Origin of the sequence: Nostoc sp. (assembly GCF_036916735.1) — a bacterium.
Classification (GTDB): Bacteria; Cyanobacteriota; Cyanobacteriia; order Cyanobacteriales; family Nostocaceae; genus Nostoc.
In genome coordinates, this window is record NZ_JBALFV010000041.1 from 74,186 (window position 1) to 99,533 (window position 25,348).

Here is a 25,348-nt window from a genome sequence, read left to right on the forward strand (position 1 = left end):
CTACTCCCCATTTAAGGCACTAAACGCACAAACTTATTTTTTCCAACTTGTAAAACCTTACCTTGTAACTGGGCGGGTTGAGCAAAAGTAGTATCAACATCGGTAATGCGATCGCCATCTAAGCGCACTCCACCTTCTTGAATTTTTCGCTTTCCTTCCCCAGTACTTTTGCATAAGCCAGTGACATTCAGAATATAAGCTAACTTAACGGGATGCGATACCTCAGCTAAAGAGAATTCTGGAACTGCACCGAACATTCCACCACTTTGGGCAGCTTCTTTAGCCTCTTGGGCTGCTGTTTCACCGTGGTACTGTTTGACAACTTCCCATGCTAAAAGTGTCTGGCGATCGCGGGGATTTTTTGGCAGTTGATCCAGAGGTAAATCTGTCAACAGTTCAAAATACTCCTTCAGCAGATTATCGGGAACTCCTTGTAATTTCTGATATTTTTGCCCAGGATGTTCCGACAACCCAATATAATTACCTAAAGACTTGGACATTTTTTGCACCCCATCCGTGCCAATCAAAATTGGCATTAGCATCCCAAACTGGGGCTTTTGACCAAAATGGCGTTGCAAATCTCTGCCCACAGCAATGTTAAATTTTTGATCAGTCCCTCCTAATTCCACATCTGCCTCAACGGCAACAGAATCAAAACCTTGCATTAACGGGTACAGGAACTCATGGATAAAAATTGGATTCTCTTTTTTATAGCGATCAGCAAATCCTTCCTTAGCCAACATCTGCCCCACGGTCATTGTGGAGAGTAACTCTAAAATTTTCTCTAAGTTTAGCCCAGAGAGCCATTCGGAGTTATAACGCACCTCTAATCTTCCTGGTGTGTCAAAATCCAAGATAGGACGTACTTGATCGAGATAAGTCTGAGCATTTTGGGCTACATCTGCTTCTGTAAGCTGACGACGCACTTCAGATTTACCTGTCGGATCGCCAATACGTGCTGTAAAATCGCCAATAATCAGAACTGCTATATGTCCTGCATCTTGAAACGCTCGCAGTTTCCGTACTGGTATGCTATGACCAAGATGAATATCAGTACCTGTAGGGTCAATGCCCAATTTGATCCTCAAAGGTTGGTTTGTAGTTAACAAGCGCTTTTCTAGAGTTTCACTGTTAACATCAGTTGGTTGTGGGAAAACTTCTACCACACCACGACGCAGCCAAGCTAAATCTTGCGTCATACTAGAAAATCCACTATTAGCTATGTTTTGCACACTAGAAGTTAAGTTGGTTATATTCACTGGCAATTTATCCGCTTTCTGATCTGCAAAACTACTATAATTGCAAAAAATTAACCGCCTTGCTTCGCCCAATCAATTACAGTTAAATTTACAAGTGAGGAAGTGAAATCGCCGTGTCGTCGTCTAGGACTTTTGAAGATAAACAGCCACAGCGTCGGGCTTCATCAGGTTTTGAGTTTTTGAAAGGAGTCGGTCAGGTAACTGGCGGTACTCTCCTCTCAATGACCATGCTGGCAAGTTCCATTGTAGCCGGAGGACTGGTTGGTTTAGCCATTAGTTTCCGCAATTTGCCAGATGTGAGACAGCTACGTAACTTCTTTCCCTCAGAAACAACTTACATCTATGACGTTAAGGGTAAACTTTTAACGAGTATCCACGGGGAAGCCAACCGGGAAGTCGTGCCCCTCGATAGAATTTCCCCGAATTTAAAACGGGCAGTATTAGCAAGTGAAGATAGCCACTTTTACGATCACCACGGGATCAACCCTACTGGTGTTGGCCGTGCTGTAATAGTTAACGCTGTAGCAGGTGGAGTCAAAGAGGGTGGCTCTACTGTTACTATGCAATTGGTAAAAAATCTATTTTTGTCTCACAAGCGTGCCTTTACCCGGAAGTTAGCAGAGGCTGTGCTGGCAATTCGGTTAGAACAAATTCTTACTAAAGACCAAATTTTAGAAATGTACCTCAATCAAGTTTATTGGGGTCATAACAATTATGGTGTACAAACGGCAGCCCGCAGTTACTTTAATAAGTCAGCAGAATATTTAAGCTTGGGTGAGTCAGCAATGATGGCAGGTTTGATCCAAGCACCAGAAGAATTCAGCCCGTTTGTGAGTACTAAACTGGCAAAACAGAAACAAAAAGAAGTGCTAGGACGGATGCTGGAGTTGAACTGGATCAGCCAGTCAGAGTACGACAATGCCCTCAAACAAAACATCAAATATGGTAGAATCAAATCCTTTCAAGGTAGTGCCCTACCTTATGTAACCAATACCGTAGCCCAGGAGTTGGCTAAAAAGTTTGGGCGTGAAACACTGCTCAAAGGCGGGATGCGGGTTCAAACTACGGTTGATGCCAACTTCCAAATCATGGCAGAGGAAACTGTCACCAAGTGGCATAAAACACTTTTGGAGCAAGGATTATCTAAAAATCAAATGGCTCTGGTGGCAATAGATCCGCGCACACATTTTATCAAAGCATTAGTGGGCGGTATAGATCCTAAGACTAGTGAATTTAATCGTGCAACTCAAGCTCAACGCCAGCCCGGATCTTCTTTTAAACCGTTTGTATATTATACTGCTTTTGCTACTGGTAAATATGGGCCAGACTCAACGGTGGTAGACGCTCCAGTTAGCTATAGAGATGGTAATGGTTGGTACTTTCCTAGAAATTATGATGGTGGTTTTAGGGGAGCGATGCCAATTCGCACAGCTTTAGCTCAATCGCGTAACATTCCCGTGATCAAAGTTGGTAAGGCTGTGGGGATGAATAGAGTCATAGAAACTTGCCGTACCTTGGGCATTACGAGTCCAATGGAACCTGTGACTTCTTTACCACTTGGTGCAATTGGTGTCACACCTTTGGAAATGGCTAGTGCTTATGCTACCTTTGCTAATTATGGTTGGCAATCGCCACCAACTGTAATTGCCCGTGTCACCGATAGTAGTGGTAACGTGTTGCTAGACAATACCCCTAAACCACAGCTAGTTCTCGATCCTTGGGCCTCAGCAGCAATTATCGATGTGATGCGATCAGTAATTTCTGAAGGTACAGGTAAAGGTGCTGCTATCGGTCGCCCAGCCGCAGGGAAGACGGGAACAACATCATCAGAAAAAGATATTTGGTTTGTGGGTACTGTACCACAACTAACAACTGCTGTCTGGGTGGGGAGAGACGACAACAGACAATTAGCTGACCATGCTACAGGTGGTGTTATGGTTGCTCCTATCTGGAAAGATTTTATGGAGAAGGCACTGAAAAACACACCAGTAGAAAACTTCAAGCCACCTTCCCAGTTTCCTCGGCCCAAGTCACAATAATTTTGGATTTTGAATTGTGAATTTTGGATTTTGGATTGGCAATTAATCCAAAATCTAAAATCTAAAATCTAAAATTGACTAGGCTTGTTTTTCTAGTTCGGCTTTCATCCGTTCTAAAGTGAGGTGCATTTGGTCAAACATTTGTTGTGGGGTGACACCGAATTGACCTAATTGTGTTTTTAGTTGTTCTACTGTCATTTGTGCCATGAAATCTTCTGATAGCTCGAAGCGCTTCATAAAGATGCGATACCGATCCATCATGGCTTCCATTTGCTCAATAAATAGCTTTTTGCCATCGCGGTCAAATTTACCGTAGTTATTACCAAGCTTGATTAATGCTTGATAATCCTCAAACAGCTGTTTTGCTTCTTGCTGAATTATCTCAGAATCGAAGAATCCCATATTGCTTATATTAAACTAAGTGTCTATACTCAGCAGCTTAATAGTTTTACTTCTATTATTATTTTAGTCTAGGAGAGTAATCTAGTAACGAAGCTTCGTTTTTAGTACGGTTTGTTACCGAAATTTCAACACTTGACTAGAGAACCTTTCCTTTGAGTAAACCGACTTAATAGAGCTGCAATACTCATAGCTGTAGCCATTGATTTAGGATTGGTGCTTTCACAAGATTGAATTTTCAGTCCGGGAGCGTATTTCAAAGCTAGTGAATTTTGTGGATTCAGTTTTAATGCTTGGCGGATGTAAACCCTAGCCATCCCGATAAATTTCTGTTTTAAATATACCAAACCTAATAAGGCATAATATTCGCTGTTATTTGGCTCTAAGTTGATAGCATCGCGCAATTCTTGCACAGCTAGAGACCATTTGGCTAGCCTGACGTACTCAATAGCTCGTTGGTAGTGACGTTGAGCGTAGTTTGTCACAACTGGTTTGACATCAGTTTTTTCATTTAATGTCAATTCAATTGGCTTAACTTCTACCTCAGAGAGGATGCTAAGAGCTTTTTGTGTTGCTCGGAAGTCTGGTTTATGTAACCGTAAGTATACTAAATTCAGTGTATTAATTTGTTGCGTTACCTGATAAAACTGCTCTAATAATTTATATTGATCTTCTGCATAGCAGGTGATCGCTTCTTCATAAAACAATTCTGCTTGGGGTGTAGACATTTCGATAACTTTCTGAGCTATGGGACTTTGAGAAGACAAAGGCTTCTGCTCGAAAGCTTTTGCTTGCGATCGCAGCATAGCAATCGCTATCAAACGCTTATCTTGATGTTTCAGTTGTTCATAAGCTGGATTGATTAAATGGCTAAATATTGCCGTTGCTAATTCTTGGTCTGGATTGCAGTTTTTAGCATGGCGATCGGGATGTAGCAGCTTCGCTAAAGAGTGATAGCGCTTTAAAATCTGGCGATTGTCAGCAATTACAGAAATTCCTAGCACAGCGTAAGGATCACAAAGCTGTTCAAGCCATTTTGGCGGTAGGAAGGTCTGTGACATAGTAGTAGTAATAAAGCTGTTAAAAACTTAAAATTAGCATCAAAGCTCAATGCACGGTCATGTGAAACTTACTCAAATTTCTGCAATTACTAAATTATGTCCGGGAATTTCCATCTAAAAGTTTGAAGAGCAAGGCAGGATAATTGACTGTCTGATTGTCAAAACTGTGGTATTGGTATATTTATTAGAAATATGTTGACTAAGCGCAAAAGTCGAAGTGTTGCTGCTGTTTTAGCTTTTTCTGGCACGCTGACAATTTCAGGATTACATAAATTCTATCTGGGACAGCCATTTTGGGGTGTTTTGTATTTTTTGCTTTCCTGGACGCCAATCCCCAGAGTAGCTAGTGCCATTGAAGGAGTTTGGTATTTAGCCCAAAATGAAGAAGCTTTTGATCGTAATTTTAATCTAGGTAAGTCAGCAATAAGAAACTCACAAAAGGTGAGTAATCAGGTAGGAGTGATCGCTGATGCAATGCGTGAATTGGATGCTTTGCGCCAGGATGGACTAATTTCAGAGTATGAATTTGAGCAAAAGCGTCGCCAATTGCTAGACCAGATTTCTTGAGGTAAGCAACAACATGAATAACTGGCTACCTTTGAACCCCAGGCTGCAAAAGCTCCGCACCAAGCTCCTCAACGATCCCTACTATCGCCTACAATCTGGGGAAGAAATTCAGCTAGCGGCTAAATTAGGTATCCGCATTGATGCTAATCAAGCGACTGTAGATGATTGGTTACGCCTACCAGGTTTGTCAATTCACCAAGCGCGATCGCTTGTAGAACTTTCGCATTCGGGTGTTAAATTTTACTGTATTGAAGATATCGCTGCGGCTTTAGCTATACCAGCGCTGCGCTTGGAGCCATTAAAGCCTCTGCTGAATTTTATTTACTATGACCACGAATCTTTAGAAAGTCCGGCCCATTTAGTCAACCCAAATACAGCAACAGTTGAAAATTTAGCCCAAATTCCATTTATAGATTTGTCTCTAGCACAAGCAGTGGTGCAAAATCGGCAATCAGCCGGGCCTTACCGTAACCTAGCTGATTTCCAACGGCGGTTGGAGTTAACTGGTGATGCGATCGCTCAACTGATGTATTACTTAAGGTTTTAAGTTAGAAGTTTTAAAATAACTCCTAACTTTGCCAATTTTAGATTTTGAGTCACATCTTTGATGCCCTGACAGTGCAACTTGGATTTTCGATTAAAGGAAAAATCTAAAATCTAACATCCAAAATCTAACATCCAAAATCCAAAATTGATTAAATGAACCCAATGCGATCAAGAGGCCAAAAGCGAAATGCTGCACGACCGATGATATTTTCTCTGGGTAAAAAACCCCAATAACGAGAGTCATTACTATCGTTGCGGTTATCTCCCATAACAAAAAACTCATTTTCTGGGACTTTCACTGGTCGATATGGCTGATTTGGGGGTTCAGCGATGTAGTCTTCTGTCAAAGGTTCACCATTAAGATAGACTTTGCCAAAAGCAACACTAACTACCTCACCAGGCTGGCCAATAACCCGCTTGATGAAGGCTTGGTCTTTGGGATATCCTCGACGTTGTAGTTCTGCGGGTGGCTGAAAAACAATAATATCCCCAGTTATGGGAGGGTGAAAATGGTAGGATATTTTTTCAACTACCAAGCGATCGCCTGTATGTAAGGTAGGCAGCATCGAATCCGAAGGTATATAGCGGGGTTCGGCGATAAAAGTCCTGATTATAAATGCCAAACACAATGCGATCGCAATTAAAATCAGATTTTCTTGCCAACTACGCCATACTTTTAACGACGCACGCTCTTCTTTTGCATCACTTTCGTGAGGAATCATAAAAGTTTTTAGCCAGTTCAAGAAGTGGAACAAATACCTTGATTATTTTGACTCAAAAGGTATACTAATAAACAAGCTGGATTCTGCAAAAATCCATACCAGATATTAAACAATACAATTATCGCATCTACCAAAGATAAGCAAAACTACTGGAAATAAACTATGACCTGTCTAAAGCAATATAAACTGATGAATAGGATTTTTAGATAGATAATTAAAAATCTTAATTCTAATTGCTGCAATTATAAGGCAAGTTATGAGATGATTTTCAATTTTGCTTCTTACTGCTAAAAAAGCAGTTACCGATTGGTAGAGCGATACAGCCAGTCGGTTTTTTCTTTGAGAAAAAATTGGTCGTTGAGTGGCAAAACAGTTTAGAGACTTTCAACAAATAAATTACCAATCTTGTGGGGTCAGCTTCTTGCCTGTAGCCCAAGGTAGGCTTTTTGGTCTACCCTACAACAAATAGTCAAGTATTTTTTATTTGGAAGTCCCTTACTGAATGCCTTACTTAAATATAGTAATCCGATTGAATTACGTGAAAAAATCTAAGTATATGTACTGCTGTGACCCAGATAATAGGTGTCAACTTAACGTATAAGCTAAATTTGGCAAACTTTCTAGATTTGACCCTTACCCCCAACCCTGAAGGCAATTTTGCCAGAGGCGAGCAAATTCTCTAATTCCTTGAATCCCAAGTTGGGAGAAGGGGTTAGGTGATGAGGGCAAAACGTCCTCTCAAAGCAGATTTTTTCTTAAGTTGACACCAATGGACACAAGCTAAATTAGCGCAATAAATTTTGTAGTTGTGTCGTTCGCGTCAGCGTCGCGCAGCGAAGCATGAGATCCAACACCCCGATGAATGTTGAGTTTCACGTTGCATCATTTTATCTGTATTACGCGGTATACTTCAAAAATATGATAATAAACCTCTCTATTAGTATATATATATACTAAGTTACTACTGTGAGAACGGTTTTGCTATAAAGATTTGAATAAATTGCGTAATTTTACTGTGACAGTATATACTATATTGTACTATTAATAATATATAAATCTCCCTTACTATCAAGAAGAAAATTAACAGACAAAAACCTACTAGTAATTTAGGCTTAAATATCAGCATCAAAAACAGAGTTAAGCTGCTGATACAATCATTTTTGCTGAATGATTTAAAAGCATATAGATTAACGAATAAATGCCCCTTGGCAATGAGAAACTATATTTAATTAATTTCCGTCTGTCTATTTCATAGAAAGTTCAAGGCAACATTCTGGAAGTTAAAAATTTAACTTTTTCTTAAAAAGGAAGGAATGGCAGCAGGCAGTAAGATATATCTTATCAAGAAAATGGCTAATAGTTTATTAGACTCTTTTCATAAAGATACCCCGCTCCTTGTAAGTAGTTTTGTATGTTAATTAAATAATTTACTCAGCTACAACCTGTACAGCTTTTTTGTCAGGAAGTATTGCTATAAAAACTTCAGCCTACAAAAAACAGTAATTGTAGGCGTGATAGTTGAGCTACATTTTATTTGCAAAGCTATAAAACTTAAAAGGATAATGCTGCCTTAGTGGTGAAGTAAAAGACAGAAACTAATTCAGAACTGTGATAAAGAAGATTTTGCGGTGTCATTAATTATTCGATTGCACTCCTTCTTAGAGCTAGGGGTAAGAATCTCCTCTTTTATAAATGGATTGACATTAAACAGTATCAAGTATTGTATAAGCGATCGCCCAAATCTAGAGCATCTAGATTTCAGTTAAAGCTGTATAGTCTATCTTCTCAATTTTGAATTTTCGTTATTCCCGATTCTAATTTTCAGGATTACCAGAAAGCAGCGGGTAGCTAGGATATCCAAAAAAAATGTGCTATAACGTACCGTCATAACGTGGTGGATGGTTCGATCTTTGAAGGAGCTATGAGGTGGAAAACAATAAGTCGTTTCTGTGGCCAGAAGGAATATTAATTGCACTGCTTGCGTTATGTGGTGTTTTTAGCCTTGCTTTCATGATGCTTCTAAGACCAAACCCTTCAGAAGCTCAGAGTAGACAAACTATAAATGTCAAGGATGTAGCTGCAAATGTAGGAACTGAGGAGCGAATTGAGAAATTAAAGTCGGCCATGCTTACAAGTTGGCAGCTAGAAGCACAAACAAAAGGACTATCCTACGCTATACCATCGCGTTTTCAAGGGGCAATAGTTGGAGCGGCAAAACTCACTAAGGGGCAGAAAGTAATTGCTCTCACTTTTGATGATGGCCCTTGGCCCAAGACCACAGAACAAGTATTAGATATTCTGAAATCAAATAATATCAAAGGGACGTTTTTTGTCATTGGGCAGAACCTAAAAAATTATCCAGAATTAGGAAAGCAAATTGTAGTTCAAGGTCACGTCATTGCCAACCATACTTGGCATCACTGGTATCACTTCATGAATCCACAAGCAGCTGCTTTTGAAATTGATCGCACAGAAGACCTAATTTATCAAGTTACTGGTGCTAAAACACATCTTTTCCGACCGCCTGGTGGCATCCTACATAATGGATTAGCTGCTTACGCTAAAGGCCAAAAATATACTGTGGTAACGTGGTCTGCTGACTCTACAGACTATAAATTACCAGCTGTACCAAGGTTGATCAATAACGTGATTAAAGATTCAAAACCTGGTGGTATTGTCCTAATGCATGATGGTGGTGGTAACCGTTCCAGAACTGTGCAAGCTTTACCAGAAATTATTAGCAACTTTAGAAAACAAGGCTATCACTTTGTTACTATTCCAGAGCTTTTAGAAATGGAAGATGCAGACCAAAAGTTGATTGCTAACAAAAATAAAAAAGAATAATTCTTAATTATGGGTAATTAAGTCGATGAGGAAATTGATAAGTATGTAACGAAAAATTAATCAGAATAATTGAAGTTAAATTTAACATGCGTTTACTTCAATTAAATCGCGTTTAACCCAGCGATGGAGAGGCAATAACTGTCTAAGCTGCCCATATTATGTTTTCAGGTACTTATTGCAATGGTCAGTAGTGCTTTTAAAGTATGAAAAATAATCATTTTGAAAACTTTTTATTCAGAAGTCAGAAGTTTTCTGCTCGGATGTTTTCTTTTTTATAATAATTGCTATAAACAAATTCTATTTGTTAGCAAACATTTATATGGTAGTTTACCAGCATTTAGATAATACCTTCTATTCCCAATTAGGTAGATTTCAACAATTATCAGTTATCGGTTATCAGTTAAAAAATGCAACTCAATTGGGAGTCAGAGCCTCACACTTCTAATAAGTGCTGTGTTTCAGTCGGGGTCAAATCCTCGACTGAAACCGTGATAACTAATAACTGTTGACTGTTCACTGATTTAAAACAGTGCTGATCTCGACTTTATTACTAAACTTCACAATCTAGTTGCTCAGTCACTTTTGTTGCCTTAGTCTAAAGTCCAGTTGTAAATAATTTAGTGATATTCCCCCTAAATAAGGGGAAATATATTTTCTCTCTACAGTCTTTGTAAGGGGTAAATTCAAGCGACTGTTTTAAGTATCCAAAGGGGTTTTCACAGAGTACCTGTTTGTGCAGCTTCTCCAACAGGAGAATGGCTTAAGGCTGAGTATGAGAATGGTTACAGTTACTAATGACTGCTGACTAAACTGAACTCAGTTGTGTTTTTTTGTGGATCAGCTTCGGAACTATCAGCTTCAGAAGGTGGAACCAACTGCCAGAATTTAGGTAAAAATTCTTGCCAGTTTTGCAAAATTTTATTCGCCTTTGGTGAACCAGTGCGTTCCGCATGAGTTTTGATTAACTCTTGCAGTTGTTTTGCACCTGCTTGTGTAATCACCCGTTGGATTTTGACAATTTCCGGGTTGACTAACTCACGAAATGAGTCGTTTTCATCCAAAAAGTATGCCAGTCCACCAGTCATTCCGGCTGCTACGTTACGTCCTACTTTGCCGAGAACGACAATCACACCACCAGTCATGTATTCACAGCAGTGATCCCCAGCGCCTTCAATCACTGCTATGGCTTTGGAGTTTCTTACAGCAAAGCGTTCTCCTGCTAAACCGTTTGCAAATAACATGCCACCAGTAGCACCATAGAGGCACGTATTGCCAACTATCACGTTTTGTGATGCGTTATAGGTAGCATCAGTTGGAGGTTTGATGATGATTTCACCACCATGCATCCCTTTACCTACGTAGTCGTTTGCCTCTCCTTCTAGGGTCAGAATTATACCAGAGAGGTTGAACGCACCAAAGCTTTGCCCAATACTGCCTGTGAAGTTGAGATTAATTTGTCCTTCAAAGTCGCTATCACCGTATTGAGAAGCGATCGCTCCCGCTAATCTTGTGCCTACTGTTCTGTCAGTATTGACAATAGGGTAAGTCTTGGTAACAGTGGACTGATCCCTAATGGCAGTCTGAATGTCGGGATCGGTAAGCATCTTGTCATCCAAAACTACGCCGTTGCTATGGACTTCTTCATGCAGCAACCAACTACGATTGTCTCTGGTATCTGGTAGCTTCAGTAAACAGTCCAGGTTCAATGATTGCGTTTTAGTGAGTTTTGCCTCTGGGCGCAGTTTCAACAAATCTGCACGTCCAATGATTTCTGATAAAGAACGGTAACCTAGTCTTGCTAACAAACTACGCACTTCTTCGGCGATGAAGTAGAAGAAGTTGACAACCTGTTCCGGCATTCCCGTAAACCGCTTGCGGAGTTCTTCTTTTTGAGTAGCAACACCCACAGGGCAGGTATTCATGTGGCAAACTCGCGCCATGATACAGCCTTCAGCAATCATGGCGATGGAGCCGAAACCAAATTCTTCACCGCCCATCAATGCACCTATTACCACATCCCAGCCACTTTTCAGTCCACCATCTACGCGCAAAATCACGCGATCGCGCAAGCCATTTTCCATCAAGACGCGATGCACTTCACTTAAACCCAGTTCCCACGGTGAACCCGCGTGTTTTATCGAACTTAATGGCGATGCACCTGTACCACCATCATGACCAGAAATCTGGATAATATCAGCGTTTGCCTTAGCTACACCAGCCGCGATCGTGCCAATGCCAACTTCTGCAACTAGCTTCACCGACACCTTTGCTTTCGGATTAATTTGGTGTAAATCAAAAATCAGTTGCGCTAAGTCTTCAATAGAATAGATATCGTGGTGTGGTGGTGGTGAAATCAGCGTCACACCTGGCTTTGAGCGTCTTAACATCGCAATGTATTGGCTCACTTTTGGCCCTGGTAGCTGTCCACCTTCCCCAGGCTTGGCACCTTGGGCAATTTTTATTTCAATTTGTTTGGCGTTGACTAAGTACGCTGGCGTAACACCAAAGCGTCCTGATGCAACTTGCTTAATGGCACTATAGGCTTTATCACCATTTTGCAATCCTTTTAAATGAGGAAGGGTTGGTGAATGACCAGACTCGTCTACATCATCTAAAACTGTATAGCGCACTGGGTCTTCACCGCCTTCTCCTGAATTTGATTTACCGCCAATGCGGTTCATGGCGATCGCTAAAGTTTCATGAGCTTCTCTTGACAAAGCGCCTAGAGACATGCCGCCGGTGCAGAAACGTTTGACAATTTCAGTTACCGACTCTACTTCTTCTACAGAAATTGGGGTGCCCTCGCCCTGGAAGTCTAGCAAGTCCCGCAGGGCAGTTACTGGTCTACCTTGGAGGTGCTTTTTATAAACTTCGTAGTGGTCGTAGTTTTTGCCATCTAAAGCTTTATGCAGCGCCTTAACCATTTCTGGACTATTCATGTGGTACTCGCCGCCTGGACGGTACTGCACAAAGCCCAGGTTTTGTAACTTATTGGCTGTCACTTCTGGGAAAGCTTTGCTGTGGAAGGAAAGCACTTCATCAGCGAGTTCGCCAACACTCAAACCTCCGATGCGGGAAGTCGTACCACAAAATCCCAGTTCGATTAAATCTCCACCGATGCCAATAGCTTCAAAGATTTGGGCTGCTTGATAGCTGGAGAGCAGAGAAATTCCCATCTTGGAGAGAATTTTTAGCAAACCTGACTCTACTGCTTTGCGATAGTTTCCTAAAGCTTGTTCTAGGGTGAGGGTTGGAATTTTTTGCACACCCATTAACTTTTGAGTTTTGGGATCAGACCACCAATCACGCACCGTATCCAAAGCCATATACGGGCAGACTGCACCAGCACCATAGCCAATGAGACAAGCAAAGTGATGAGTACTCCAGCATTGGGCAGTATTGACAATCAGGGATGTTTTCATTCGCAACCCTTCCCGAATCAGGTGATGATGTACAGCACCCACTGCTAACAGGGGAGGAATGTATGTATTTTCTGGGCTGATACCGTCATTTCCCTTATCACTTAAGATTAAAATCTTTGCACCTGCGCGGACTGATTGAGCTGCTTGTGCTTGTAAAGATTGGACTGCGGCTTTTAATCCTTCAGGGCCACTGGCGATCGCAAATAGGGTTGACAACTCGGCTGTGGCAAATCCCGACAGCTTAATCGCCTCTAATTCAGCATCCGTTAAAACTGGCGATTCCAGCTTCAATCTTTGAGCATATTCTGGCTTGGGTTCTAATAAGTTACCCCGTTCACCCAGTTCAACTTTCAGAGACATCACTAGCTTTTCCCGTAGGGGATCAATCGCCGGGTTTGTCACCTGAGCAAAACGCTGTTTGAAATAGTCATACAGCAGGTGGGGTTTTGTTGACAGCACTGCTAAAGGAATATCATCACCCATGCAGAAAGTCGGCTCCGAACCTGCGATCGCCATTGGATGAATTACCATTTCCACATCTTCTGTGGTGTAGCCAAAAGCAGTTTGCAGCTGAAGCAATGTTTGCTTGTCAATTGTCACCTGTTTTTGGTCATTTGTCATTTGTCCTTTGCCATTGCCATTTGCTAATGACGGATGACCAATGATCCCTTCAGGGTTCGCCAATCGCTCATGGGGGAGACCCCCAGACGCTCGTTCGCTCTTAGCGTCTCCCCTTGGGAGAAGACCGCGTTGGCTTACCAATGACTTTAATTCTTGACGGTACTGTTGCAGCCATTCACCATAAGGGTGCTGCTTGGCAATGCGCTGCTTAATCTCCCAATTCTTCAGGACTTCATGATTTACTAAATCCACGGCAATCATTTGCCCTGGCCCGAGTCTACCTTTTTCGACAATATCGGCTTCTGGAAAGTCTACTACACCAGCTTCCGAAGCTACTACAATGTAGTCATCTTTGGTGATCGCGTAGCGAGCTGGTCTTAAGCCATTACGATCTAGTGTTGCACCAACTTTTTTGCCATCACTGAATACTAAAAGTGCTGGCCCGTCCCATGCTTCTTGCAGACCACTGTAATATTCGTAGAAATCAACAATTTCTGGATAATTATCTAAAGAAGGCTGATTTTGGTAAGCCTCTGGAACCATAATCATTAAAGCTTCCAAGGGGCTGCGTCCAGAACACACTAGCAATTCTAGTACGTTGTCTAGGGTAGCTGAGTCGCTATTATCAATATGAACTAATGGCTTAAGTTCATTGATGCGATCGCTCCATACAGGATGATTCAGGCTAGCTTCTCGTGCCATCATCCAGTTGATGTTACCCAATAAAGTATTGATTTCACCGTTGTGACCCAAAAGCCGCATCGGTTGTGCTAGAGGCCACTTGGGCATTGTGTTGGTACTAAAGCGGCGGTGATAGACAGCAAAGGCGCTTCTGTAAATTGGATTTTTTAAATCGTCATAAAAGTCGCCCAATACAGCAGAACGCACCATGCCTTTATAGACAATTGTGCGGCTTGACAATGAGCAGATATAAAATTCTTCTGAGATGTTGGTTGCAGCTTTACTAATTCGGCGACGGGTAATATACAATTGTCGTTCTAATTCATCGCCACTCTTGTCAACAGAAGCTAACAAAACTTGTTCAATTTGGGGTTGATTTTCTCTTGCTTGTACTCCAAGTAAATCAGGTTGCACTGGCACAACTCGCCAACCAAGTATAATGAATTTTTCTTCAGCAGCTACTTGCTCAACTGCCGCTTTAGCTTTTTGTGCTGCTTCCTGGTCTTGTGGTAGAAAGATCATCCCAACAGCTATATTATTGATGCATGGAAATTCCTTTCCACTTTCGGCAAAGTCTTGTTGGAACAACTCCCAAGGAATAGCTGTCAATACTCCAGCACCATCACCAGAGTCTTGATCGGCGCTACAACCTCCTCGATGTTCTAAGCAGGTTAAAGCAGCTAAGGCTTTTTCAACAATTTCGTGGCTGGTATGATTTTGGCGATGAGCAATAAAACCTACACCACAGGCATCTCGTTCCTCTACTAACCACTTTTGCCCCTGATAGGTATCTCTTGAGTTTATATCCTTTGTGATTTTCTGGTCTTGATTCATCGGTTTATTATTCATACCCTGTTCCTGAAGTATTGAGTTACCAATTTTGCCACTACGTTATGGAAAAAAGTTCTAAATTCAGCGATGGAAAAATATACAGACACCGAAATTTAGGGAAAAAAAATTTTAACTTCGGTTTTACTTTGTTAGTTAACTCGTGTTAAAATTTTTGCTTATTTTTATGTATTTATGCGGTGTTAAACAACTTACCTGCGCCAAGACATCATTTTTGCCCTGACAGTTCCTTTTTTATATTTTGAAGCTAAGTATTTTCTCAATTCTCTTTTTCCAGATGCACGCTAGCTACTCATAGAGCCTATTCCGGCTCACCTGAAACAAAACTAAAACTGAAGGCTGTACTATTTTTTCAAGCCAAAGCCAAGATAATTTGTAATTGATCGTGACGATCAAGAACTCACTCTAAGCATTTGCGTAGCATCTCGTCTAGATAGCTATGCTAAAGGCTTTACGCTACGCTACCTTAATTCGTGGTTGCAATCAGTGAGGGGTTCTACCCTCCATTGTCTTGTTAACCATTGAATTAAAACTGAGTCTGAGCTGGTGTACCCTTTTAATTACAAATTACGTTAGCGTAGCGGGGCGTAGCCCATTACGAATTAGTAATTATTTGGTTATCCTGATCCAGCAATAAAATCAGCGTATTACAATATATACCCATTTGACAATTCCCAAATATCTTTGTTGTCTAGAGTTTTGCCGCTTACCAGTTCGCACATGTATTACTACTAACTAGACCTTACTGAATTAGTAACGATCAGTCAGGATTAAATATCTTAATCCAGTTTTGATTATCAAAACTACCGTGTATATTGTGGTTAGAATTAGTGCCAGTTAAAACACTTGATTGCAGTGGCTTTAGCGTCTAAATAAATTGATTAGTTTTTAAAAGATATAAATAGCCAATATATAGGATAACATGTTTTATCAAAAATAAACTCATGTTTTTTTTATATTTATAAATCAAATAATTAGTTAGTTTATACCTTGGCTGATAGCAATACGGTTTAAATAAGCCTTTTTCTATCCCCCTGCCTCAAGAGCTTCCCCTGCTCCCCCTGCCTACCTAAACAGATAAATTTCCTTAACCCAAGCATATTGTGGCTGATAGTTTTCAAAAAACCTACCTAGCAAATTATGGTAAAAATGCTGAATTATAGCCAATCAGGCAATGCCATTGGCAAAGTCCGCCGTTCGCGTAGCGTCTCGCAGAGAAGGCATCACAGATTTTTACGGGCTACTGTATCACCAATATTTTTAATAACACTATGTTTAACTACTACCTGTACTACCAACGCCCAATCAATACCAAGGCTGATCTCCCAGTTACCTGCACCTGCTTTAACAGGCGTAGCATCCTCTGGTAATCAAATTTCCCTGAATGGTCGTACTTTAGCAGGAACATGGTTGCAGCAACCTGGAAAAGCTGGTCAGATTACAACTTATTTGAGTGATGGGGGATTTAGGCAATTAATTGGAATAAATTTTTTAAACAGTAGTAACTCAGCAAGGCAACCAATACAGTGGTTTTCATCGGTGACAAAGCCACTGGTTTTATCCACCAAGCTACTAGGAGCATATCGCTATTTGGATATTAGCAATTTTGCTCAAACATCTGGATGGGAGATCCGAACCAATGGCAACATTTTGGTAATTGCTACCCCAAAAGCACAAGTCACAAATATTGTTCAGAGCCAGGAGCCTCCAGAGGCTAATGTTAATCCTTTGCAACAGGCTCGAATTCTTGTCGATTTAGATCGTGCAACTCCCTGGCAAGTTGCACAAGGGTCAGCGATCGCAAAACCCCAAACTCCATCCCCCGATCCAGACACACCAACTCCCAAACCCACTACACCGCCGAATCGAAAGTGGACAATTACCCTTGATGGAATAGCCGATCCTGTTTTAATAGAACGCTATACCCCCCAGCCACCAGCAGCACCAGCACCACCAACATTGCTGCCAAACTTGCTCAAACAATTATTACCAGTTACACCAACACAACCAATACCACCGGCACTGGTCCCTGAACCACTGATTCAACAAGTGGAGGTGGTGAAAAACCAAACCATCATTAGTCTGAGCGTTCCCTTCGGTCTATCGCCTCAAGTTAGTACTGTAGATAACCCCAATCGCCTGATTATCGATATTCGACCCGATCCTCTAGAAGAAAGAGATATTACTTGGGCCCCAGGATTGCGCTGGCGACAGCATTATGTCAACTTAGGCACAGAACGTTTCCCGGTGATCTGGTTAGAAGTTAATCCTCGTAAATTTGGGCTAACGTTGAAACCTATGTGGGCTAGTCTTGATGGGCTTGCGGGTACTGCTCCCTTAATTCAAACAGCACAACGTTACTTAGCAGTAGCTGGAATTAACGGTGGTTATTTTAACCGCAATAACAGATTGCCATTGGGTGCAATTCGTCGGGATGGCCAGTGGTTATCAGGCCCTATTCTCAATCGGGGTGCGATCGCTTGGAATGATTCTGGCCAATTTTACTTCGGTCGTTTCACCTTAGAAGAAACTTTAATTACAGCAAATGACCAGCGCCTACCAATTCAGTTTCTCAATAGTGGCTACGTCCAGAGTGGCATTGCCCGTTACACCCCAGCTTGGGGATCAACTTATACGCCCTTGACCGATAACGAAATTATTCTAGTGGTACAGAAAGACCAAATTACTCAACAGTTACCAGGCGGCAAAGTTGGTGAGACGGCCGTTCCCATTCCCCAGGATGGCTACCTACTAACCTTACGCACCAACGCTGCTAGTGTTGCCTCACAGCTACCTATTGGAACTACATTAAGTATTTCCAGCGCCACTAATCCGGCTGATTTTAATCGTTATCCCCACATTATCGGAGCCGGACCGCTATTAGTTCAAAATCGTCAAATTGTCCTCGATGCCAAAAGCGAAAAATTCAGCAATGCTTTTATTGCCGAAAAGGCAATTCGTAGTGGTATTTGCACAACAGCAACAGGCACATTAATGATTACCGCTACACATAATCGTGTTGGCGGTTATGGCCCTAATTTGGCAGAACATGCCCAATTGCTACAACAGATGGGCTGTGTGGATGCCCTAAATTTGGACGGAGGTAGTTCTACCAGCCTTTACTTAGGAGGACAGCTACTTGATCGCTCGCCTAGTACAGCTGCTCGTGTTCATAATGGAATTGGTATTTTCCTGAAACCACGATAATCAGAGAGTAGGGAGTAGAGAATGGGGAATGAAAAAGTCTGTTAATCACCAATGCTCAATGCCTACCCCTCAAGGTCCTGAGTTCCTCTTTTCCGAGTGCTGAGTGGGGAGTGGGCAGAGGGGAGAATAAATCTTAACTTTTGTACAGACGCGATTAATCGCGCCTGTACTCCTAACTCCTAACTCAGCACTGTTTTGCCCCATGCCCAATGCCCCATCTTTTTTAAAGTTTAGAACAAGGTGTCATTTTGTCTGATGAAGACTTGGTGTAGATGCAAGAATTTTAGGAGTGATGATTTACACCATCATGTTTGATTTTGCTATCTTGATCAAAGTGCGACAAAATTAGTGATTTTCAACATTGCAAGATTGCGCCAGATTTTTTATCAATAGTAAGAGTATCAACGGTTTGTTATGTCTCCAAATAAGGTAAATATGGCTCGATATCAAGAAACTACACAGATTGAGACTCTACACCTACCTTCAACTATCACATCCAAAGGCGTTTCTGCAACTGAGTTACGTCCTTGGGGTGCTTTTACAGTTTTGGAAGAAGGGCGCGGATACAAAATAAAGCGCATTGAAGTTAAGCCCGGACACCGCCTCAGTCTACAAATGCACCACCATCGCAGTGAACATTGGATTGTCGTATCTGGTACAGCTAGGGTAACTTGTGGCGAGAAAGAAGTTCTACTGAGCAATAATGAGTCAACCTATGTACCCCAATGTACATCTCATCGTTTAGAGAATCCTGGCGTGATCCCCTTGGTATTAATTGAAGTGCAAAATGGCGAATACTTGGGTGAAGATGATATTATTCGCTACCAAGATGACTATGCCCGTACCAAAGATTAAAGCTCTAATCTAAAAACTGAATACATTTTTGTTTGTGCAAACCATATTTGGGAACCACTACACCCCGGAAGTCCCTACCTCGTTAAGGTGGGGACTGAAATATTTTGTGCTATAAATGTAGTAATAGCAATCTCGCTCATCGCTTTGATGATTTGGAATTTTCAAGAAGCTAGGATTAACCCATCTGTCTGTAAAATCAAGATGGGGTCTTCAATTGCAAAAAACGAGTTTTATGATTCATCTGAGTCAAGCCGCCGCCAGTGAGATTGGGCGAATCAAGTCCAAGCAGCAGCCAAATGTTTTGTTTCGATTGGCAGTCAAACCAGGTGGTTGTTCTGGATTATTTTATGATATGTCCTTCGATGAAGCAATAAAAGTTGACGACCAAGTTTTCAACTTGGATGAAATTCAAGTAGTCATAGATGTCGCCAGCTTAAATTACCTCAACGGTTTGAGGGTAGATTATTCAGAAGACTTAATGGGTGGTGGTTTTCGCTTCCACAATCCCCAGGCGATCGCTACTTGTAGCTGTGGCAATTCATTCTCCATAACTAGTTAATAGTCCTTAATTAGTGATCGTTTGCCAATAAAAAAGCAAAATGACCAACTAATTAAGGAAAAATTACAATTGACACAAAACCATAAAAAACGATATAATTAGGATTTGTTAAAACTTAGACATATAAGCAGCTTTACGCGCTGTAACTCATGCCAACAATACAGCAGCTAATACGTAACGAGCGCGAACAAGCGCGTCAGAAAACCAAATCCCCGGCTCTGAAACAATGTCCCCAACGTCGGGGAGTTTGTACCAGAGTATACACGACCACACCAAAAAAGCCTAACTCAGCTCTACGTAAAGTAGCAAGAGTCAGACTGACCTCTGGATTTGAAGTCACAGCTTATATTCCAGGTATTGGTCACAACTTACAAGAACACTCAGTTGTAATGATTCGTGGCGGTCGGGTTAAGGATCTACCAGGCGTGAGATACCACATTATCCGTGGCACCCTAGATACAGCCGGAGTCAAAGACCGCAAACAAGGGCGTTCCAAGTATGGAACCAAGCGTCCGAAAGAAGCGAAAAAATGAGATTAGGCGATTAATCGTATCCAACACGATTAATCGTCTACCTGAGAAACGCTCAAGGACAAAAAACTATCAGGATCTGTGTTCTAAGAGTAGTTATGAAAGCTGCTCAAGTCTGTTAAAAAAATCAAGCAAGCTACATCTACACTAAGCGAGCAAGTGTAGAAGTTCAGAGGAAAACGCTGTAACCCACAGCAGAATTCTATATCTGGATATTAAAGTTTAGAATGTTGTCGCCTTAAGTATTTAGTTGCAGCTAGCAAGTCAATGAATTTTAGACTTCGACTACGCTCAGTCGAGCGATTTGCAGTTTTGGATTGGTCGAACCCACAAGGGGATGAGGCTTACAGACTTTTGATTTTTTCCAATCCTTGTGGTCGGAACATCTACCAAAAACTCTAATCCAAAATTGGCAGTTAATAAGTCAGCCTAGCTGTAACAATCGAAAACAAAATTGAGAAAGTCTGAGGGTTGAGTTCCACAGCTTTTGGTTTCCGGTGTCTGATAGCATATAATTTCGTTGCCAATTGCGAATTAAAGGTGAAGTATGTCTCGTCGTGGTGTTATTCAAAGGCGTCCAGTTCCGTCTGACTCCGTATATAATAGTCGCCTTGTGAGCATGATTATCAGGCGGATCATGCGTCATGGTAAGAAATCACTTGCCGCACGGATTGTTTATGATGCATTAAAAACTATTGAAGAACGCACTGGTGCTGGTGCTTTAGAAACCTTTGAAAGAGCAGTGCGAAATGCCACGCCTTTAGTAGAAGTAAAAGCTCGGCGAGTTGGTGGAGCAACCTACCAAGTACCAATGGAAGTGCGTACAGAACGGGGCACTACCCTAGCGCTGCGTTGGTTAGTGCAATATTCCCGCTCCAGACCAGGCCGAACAATGGCAAGCAAACTGGCAAATGAATTAATGGATGCTGCCAATGAAACTGGCAATGCGATTCGGAAACGCGAAGAAACGCACCGGATGGCGGAAGCTAACAAAGCATTCGCACACTATCGTTACTAAGTAGAAAAGCGATATATCGCCCTCCAGAAGCGGTATATCGTAGATTTACAAAAAAAAGACGGTTTTCCGTAAAAGTATAGAATCTTAACAAAGAGTAATATACAAGATATCATGAGGCAAAAACTATAGGAGGTAGCTGTGGCACGCACGATCCCGCTAGAGAAAGTACGCAACATTGGTATTGCGGCGCATATAGATGCGGGCAAAACAACAACAACAGAGAGAATATTATTTTACTCTGGGATAATTCATAAAATTGGCGAAGTTCATGAAGGAACTGCCGTCACAGACTGGATGGAGCAAGAGCGGGAGCGGGGAATTACCATTACTGCTGCTGCTATCAGTACCAGTTGGAAAGATCATCAAATTAACATTATCGATACTCCGGGTCACGTAGACTTCACAATTGAAGTTGAGCGTTCCATGCGCGTGTTAGATGGTGTAATCGCAGTATTTTGTTCTGTGGGCGGCGTGCAACCGCAGTCTGAGACAGTGTGGCGGCAAGCAGAACGCTACAAAGTTCCTCGGATAGCCTTTATTAACAAGATGGATCGTACCGGAGCGAACTTTTATAAAGTTCACGATCAAATCCGCGATCGCCTACGGGCGAATGCGATCGCCATTCAACTACCAATTGGTAGCGAAAATGACTTCCAAGGGATCGTTGATCTAGTCCGGCAACGTGCGTATATTTACGCCAATGACCAAGGTACTGACATCCAGGAAACCGATATCCCGGAAGCATTGCAAGCGCAGGTAGACGAATACCGCACTAAGCTGATAGAAGCCGCAGCAGAAACCGATGATGCTCTGATGAATAAGTACTTTGAGGGCGAAGAACTTACAGAAGAAGAAGTTCGGACTGCTCTGCGTAAAGGCACAATTGCGGGGACGATTGTACCAGTACTTTGCGGTTCAGCATTCAAAAACAAAGGCGTGCAGCTGATGCTGGATGCCGTTGTAGATTACCTGCCAGCGCCAAGTGAAGTACCGCCAATTCAAGGCTTACTGCCCAATGGCGATACTGTTGAGCGGCGGGCTGATGACAACGAACCCTTAGCGGCTCTGGCATTCAAGATTATGGCTGACCCTTACGGTCGCCTGACATTTGTTCGCGTTTATTCCGGTGTCCTGAAAAAGGGCAGCTACGTTCTCAACGCTAGTAAAAATAAAAAAGAACGGATTTCCCGCTTAGTTCTAATGAAGGCAGATGATCGGCAAGATGTCGATGAACTGCGAGCGGGTGATTTGGGAGCAGCTTTGGGATTGAAAGATACCTTGACAGGTGACACGCTCTGTGATGAAGGATCGCCAGTAATTCTGGAATCTTTATTCATTCCTGAACCTGTGATCTCGGTGGCGGTTGAACCCAAAACCAAAAACGATATGGACAAGCTGTCCAAGGCTCTGCAATCTCTCTCAGAAGAAGACCCCACCTTCCGTGTCCGCGTCGATCCAGAAACTAACCAGACCGTGATTGCGGGAATGGGAGAGCTACACCTAGAAATCCTAGTAGACCGAATGTTACGAGAATTCAAGGTGGAAGCGAATGTAGGTGCGCCACAAGTAGCTTACCGAGAAACAATTCGGAAAGCTGTGAACAAAGTTGAGGGCAAATTCATTCGCCAAAGTGGTGGTAAAGGTCAATACGGTCACGTTGTGATCAATTTGGAGCCTGGAGAACCCGGTACTGGCTTTGAATTCGTTTCCAAAATTGCCGGTGGTTCAGTACCAAAAGAGTACGTTGGCCCCGCAGAACAAGGGATGAAAGAAAGCTGCGAATCCGGTGTTCTAGCTGGATATCCGTTGATTGACGTTAAAGCGACGCTAATTGATGGGTCATACCACGATGTAGACTCTTCGGAAATGGCTTTCAAAATCGCCGGCTCAATGGCGATGAAAGAGGCTGTGCTCAAAGCATCACCTGTCCTCTTAGAGCCTATGATGAAAGTTGAGGTTGAAGTTCCTGAAGACTATATGGGGAACGTCATTGGCGATCTCAACACCCGGCGAGGGCAGATTGAAAGCCAAAGCACCGAAAAGGGACTCGCTAAGGTAACATCCAAAGTTCCACTAGCGAGTATGTTTGGCTACGCCACTGATATCCGGTCAAAAACGCAAGGTCGGGGTACCTTCACGATGGAGTTCAGCCACTACGAAGAGGTGCCTCGCAGCGTAGCTGAAACTATCATTGCAAAAAGCAAAGGGAACGCTTAGTTAAAATAAGGAAATGAGCATTCATGGCACGCGCAAAGTTTGAAAGAAATAAACCCCACATCAATATCGGTACTATTGGCCACGTTGACCACGGTAAAACCACGTTAACGGCAGCTATCACCCTGACCTTGGCAGCTCTTGGTCAAGCTACAGCTAAAGGCTACGATCAAATCGATAACGCGCCAGAAGAAAAAGCACGGGGTATTACCATCAATACCGCTCACGTTGAGTATGAAACCGAAAGTCGGCACTATGCTCACGTAGACTGTCCTGGACACGCTGACTATGTGAAGAACATGATCACCGGCGCTGCCCAAATGGATGGAGGTATCCTTGTAGTAGCTGCTACTGATGGCCCTATGCCCCAAACCCGCGAACACATTCTGTTGGCAAAACAGGTGGGCGTTCCTAGTCTAGTTGTATTCTTGAACAAAGAAGACTTGATGGATGACCCAGAACTCTTGGAACTAGTAGAGCTAGAACTGAGAGAACTGTTAAGCAGCTATGACTTCCCTGGTGATGATATTCCCATTATCAAAGGCTCTGGTCTGCAAGCTCTTGAAGCAATGACCAAGAATCCTAAGACCAAAAAAGGTGAAAATCCTTGGGTAGACAAAATCTACGAATTGATGGACGCTGTGGATTCTTTTATCCCCACCCCTGAGCGGGATGTTGATAAGCCCTTCCTGATGGCTGTAGAAGACGTATTCTCAATCACAGGTCGTGGTACTGTTGCCACTGGTCGGATTGAACGGGGTGTTGTCAAAGTTGGCGATAACGTTGAACTAGTGGGTATCAGAGATACTCGCGCCACTACCGTCACTGGTATTGAAATGTTCAAGAAGAGTCTAGAACAAGGTATGGCTGGAGATAACGCTGGCGTACTACTCCGGGGTATTCAGAAGACTGATATTGAACGGGGCATGGTAATTGCTAAACCAGGTTCAATTAAGCCTCACCTGGAATTTGAAGGTGAAGTATACGTCCTAACTGAAAAAGAAGGTGGTCGTAAGACTCCATTTTTCGCTGGCTACCGTCCCCAGTTCTACGTGCGGACAACTGATGTAACTGGTACTATCAAAGCCTACACCTCTGATGAAGGCAAAGAAGTAGAAATGGTGATGCCAGGCGATCGCATCAAAATGACAGTAGAATTGATCAACGCGATCGCTATTGAACAAGGAATGCGCTTCGCTATCCGCGAAGGTGGTCGCACCATTGGTGCTGGTGTCGTCTCCAAAATTATCAAGTAGCACCTTTTCGCTCATAACAAAGGAGCAGAGATGGTATTTATTGTGCCTCTCTGCTCCTTTCTCTTCCCTCTATAAATAAGGTAATAGGTTACAGGGGACAGGTAATAGTTTTCTGTAACCTTTACCCTGTAACCTTTAACCTGTAAATACTCCCTTAATTACGCAGAACCTGGAAAATTAAAATGGCAACTCTACAGCAGCAGAAAATTAGAATTCGCTTACAAGCTTTTGACCGACGCTTATTAGACACATCTTGCGAGAAGATTGTAGACACAGCTAATCGTACCAACGCTACAGCCGTAGGCCCAATTCCTTTACCAACAAAACGCCGGATCTATTGTGTGCTGCGATCGCCTCACGTAGATAAAGATTCACGGGAACACTTTGAAACCCGTACTCATCGCCGGATTATTGATATATACCAGCCCTCTTCTAAGACTATAGATGCCCTGATGAAATTGGATCTACCATCGGGTGTAGATATCGAAGTCAAACTTTAATTTAGTCATTGGTCATTAGTTATTAGCAAAGGACAAAGCGCAAAGTCTGAGCAGAGGTTTCCTCCGTTGGCGTAGCCCCCGTTCGCATAGCGTCTCGCACAGATGGCATCAGAACTTTGTAAGAGAGGACAAATGACATTAGTATAAACTTTTACATTGCCCTGAAGAAATATATCTCAGGGCTTTTATTTCGCTAAGA

Annotated in this window: 17 protein-coding genes; 12 read left to right on the forward strand and 5 right to left on the reverse strand. The window is 42.3% G+C overall.

Annotated features, from left to right (window positions below; genetic code table 11):
* Nucleotides 1-11: 11 nt before the first annotated feature.
* The gene (gene tyrS, locus V7L20_RS10275; RefSeq protein WP_442943523.1) at nucleotides 12-1,259 is read right to left on the reverse strand and encodes a tyrosine--tRNA ligase; all 1,248 of its coding nucleotides are present in this window, start codon (nucleotides 1,257-1,259) and stop codon (nucleotides 12-14) included.
* A 113-nt stretch (nucleotides 1,260-1,372) separates the two neighbouring features.
* On the opposite strand from tyrS, the gene V7L20_RS10280 reads away from it, so the two are divergent.
* Nucleotides 1,373-3,298 (forward strand): transglycosylase domain-containing protein, encoded by a 1,926-nt coding sequence (locus V7L20_RS10280; RefSeq protein ID WP_334743974.1) that lies wholly within the window; start codon nucleotides 1,373-1,375, stop codon nucleotides 3,296-3,298.
* A gap of 78 nt (nucleotides 3,299-3,376) precedes the next feature.
* Here the strand turns inward: V7L20_RS10280 and V7L20_RS10285 are convergent, their stop codons facing one another.
* Both V7L20_RS10285 and V7L20_RS10290 read right to left on the reverse strand, forming a co-directional pair.
* Nucleotides 3,377-3,700 carry a DUF1825 family protein gene (locus tag V7L20_RS10285; RefSeq protein ID WP_109011164.1) on the reverse strand — a complete coding sequence of 108 codons (324 nt, stop codon included), beginning with the start codon at nucleotides 3,698-3,700 and terminating at the stop codon, nucleotides 3,377-3,379.
* Nucleotides 3,701-3,825: 125 nt separating this feature from the next.
* Nucleotides 3,826-4,758 carry a J domain-containing protein gene (locus V7L20_RS10290; RefSeq protein WP_334743975.1) on the reverse strand — a complete coding sequence of 311 codons (933 nt, stop codon included), beginning with the start codon at nucleotides 4,756-4,758 and terminating at the stop codon, nucleotides 3,826-3,828.
* A 192-nt stretch (nucleotides 4,759-4,950) separates the two neighbouring features.
* On the opposite strand from V7L20_RS10290, the gene V7L20_RS10295 reads away from it, so the two are divergent.
* Entirely contained in the window at nucleotides 4,951-5,325 is a 375-nt protein-coding gene (locus V7L20_RS10295) for an NINE protein (RefSeq protein WP_334743976.1), read from the forward strand.
* A gap of 13 nt (nucleotides 5,326-5,338) precedes the next feature.
* A complete protein-coding gene (locus tag V7L20_RS10300; protein WP_334743977.1) occupies nucleotides 5,339-5,872 on the forward strand; it encodes a ComEA family DNA-binding protein in 534 nt (177 codons plus the stop codon).
* Between the two features lie 148 nt (nucleotides 5,873-6,020).
* On the opposite strand, the gene lepB is transcribed toward V7L20_RS10300, so the two are convergent.
* Nucleotides 6,021-6,593 (reverse strand): signal peptidase I, encoded by a 573-nt coding sequence (lepB, locus tag V7L20_RS10305; RefSeq protein WP_334743978.1) that lies wholly within the window; start codon nucleotides 6,591-6,593, stop codon nucleotides 6,021-6,023.
* A 1,926-nt stretch (nucleotides 6,594-8,519) separates the two neighbouring features.
* Here lepB and V7L20_RS10310 point away from each other — a divergent pair.
* Nucleotides 8,520-9,437 (forward strand): polysaccharide deacetylase family protein, encoded by a 918-nt coding sequence (locus tag V7L20_RS10310; RefSeq protein WP_334743979.1) that lies wholly within the window; start codon nucleotides 8,520-8,522, stop codon nucleotides 9,435-9,437.
* Between the two features lie 791 nt (nucleotides 9,438-10,228).
* On the opposite strand, the gene gltB is transcribed toward V7L20_RS10310, so the two are convergent.
* Nucleotides 10,229-15,010: a glutamate synthase large subunit gene (gene gltB / locus V7L20_RS10315; protein WP_334743980.1), complete on the reverse strand. Its 4,782-nt coding sequence runs from the start codon at nucleotides 15,008-15,010 to the stop codon at nucleotides 10,229-10,231.
* Nucleotides 15,011-16,150: 1,140 nt separating this feature from the next.
* Between gltB and V7L20_RS10320 the strand changes: the two genes are divergently transcribed.
* The 8 genes from V7L20_RS10320 to rpsJ all read left to right on the forward strand — a co-directional run bounded on the left by V7L20_RS10320 (nucleotide 16,151) and on the right by rpsJ (nucleotide 25,149).
* A complete protein-coding gene (locus V7L20_RS10320; protein ID WP_442943524.1) occupies nucleotides 16,151-18,217 on the forward strand; it encodes a phosphodiester glycosidase family protein in 2,067 nt (688 codons plus the stop codon).
* Between the two features lie 435 nt (nucleotides 18,218-18,652).
* Nucleotides 18,653-19,072 (forward strand): cupin domain-containing protein, encoded by a 420-nt coding sequence (locus tag V7L20_RS10325; RefSeq protein ID WP_334744044.1) that lies wholly within the window; start codon nucleotides 18,653-18,655, stop codon nucleotides 19,070-19,072.
* Nucleotides 19,073-19,304: 232 nt separating this feature from the next.
* Nucleotides 19,305-19,631: a HesB/IscA family protein gene (locus tag V7L20_RS10330; protein WP_334743982.1), complete on the forward strand. Its 327-nt coding sequence runs from the start codon at nucleotides 19,305-19,307 to the stop codon at nucleotides 19,629-19,631.
* Nucleotides 19,632-19,780: 149 nt separating this feature from the next.
* Complete coding sequence (rpsL, locus tag V7L20_RS10335) at nucleotides 19,781-20,164, forward strand: 30S ribosomal protein S12 (protein ID WP_012410236.1); 384 nt, start codon at nucleotides 19,781-19,783, stop codon at nucleotides 20,162-20,164.
* Nucleotides 20,165-20,708: 544 nt separating this feature from the next.
* Nucleotides 20,709-21,179, forward strand: coding sequence for a 30S ribosomal protein S7 (gene rpsG / locus V7L20_RS10340; protein WP_069070112.1), 471 nt, complete (start codon nucleotides 20,709-20,711; stop codon nucleotides 21,177-21,179).
* 138 nt (nucleotides 21,180-21,317) lie between these two features.
* Nucleotides 21,318-23,396: an elongation factor G gene (gene fusA, locus V7L20_RS10345; RefSeq protein ID WP_334743983.1), complete on the forward strand. Its 2,079-nt coding sequence runs from the start codon at nucleotides 21,318-21,320 to the stop codon at nucleotides 23,394-23,396.
* Nucleotides 23,397-23,419: 23 nt separating this feature from the next.
* Nucleotides 23,420-24,649, forward strand: a complete 1,230-nt coding sequence (gene tuf, locus V7L20_RS10350; protein ID WP_334743984.1) for an elongation factor Tu — start codon at nucleotides 23,420-23,422, stop codon at nucleotides 24,647-24,649.
* 182 nt (nucleotides 24,650-24,831) lie between these two features.
* Nucleotides 24,832-25,149: a 30S ribosomal protein S10 gene (gene rpsJ, locus V7L20_RS10355; RefSeq protein ID WP_017320518.1), complete on the forward strand. Its 318-nt coding sequence runs from the start codon at nucleotides 24,832-24,834 to the stop codon at nucleotides 25,147-25,149.
* Nucleotides 25,150-25,348 lie beyond the last annotated feature (199 nt).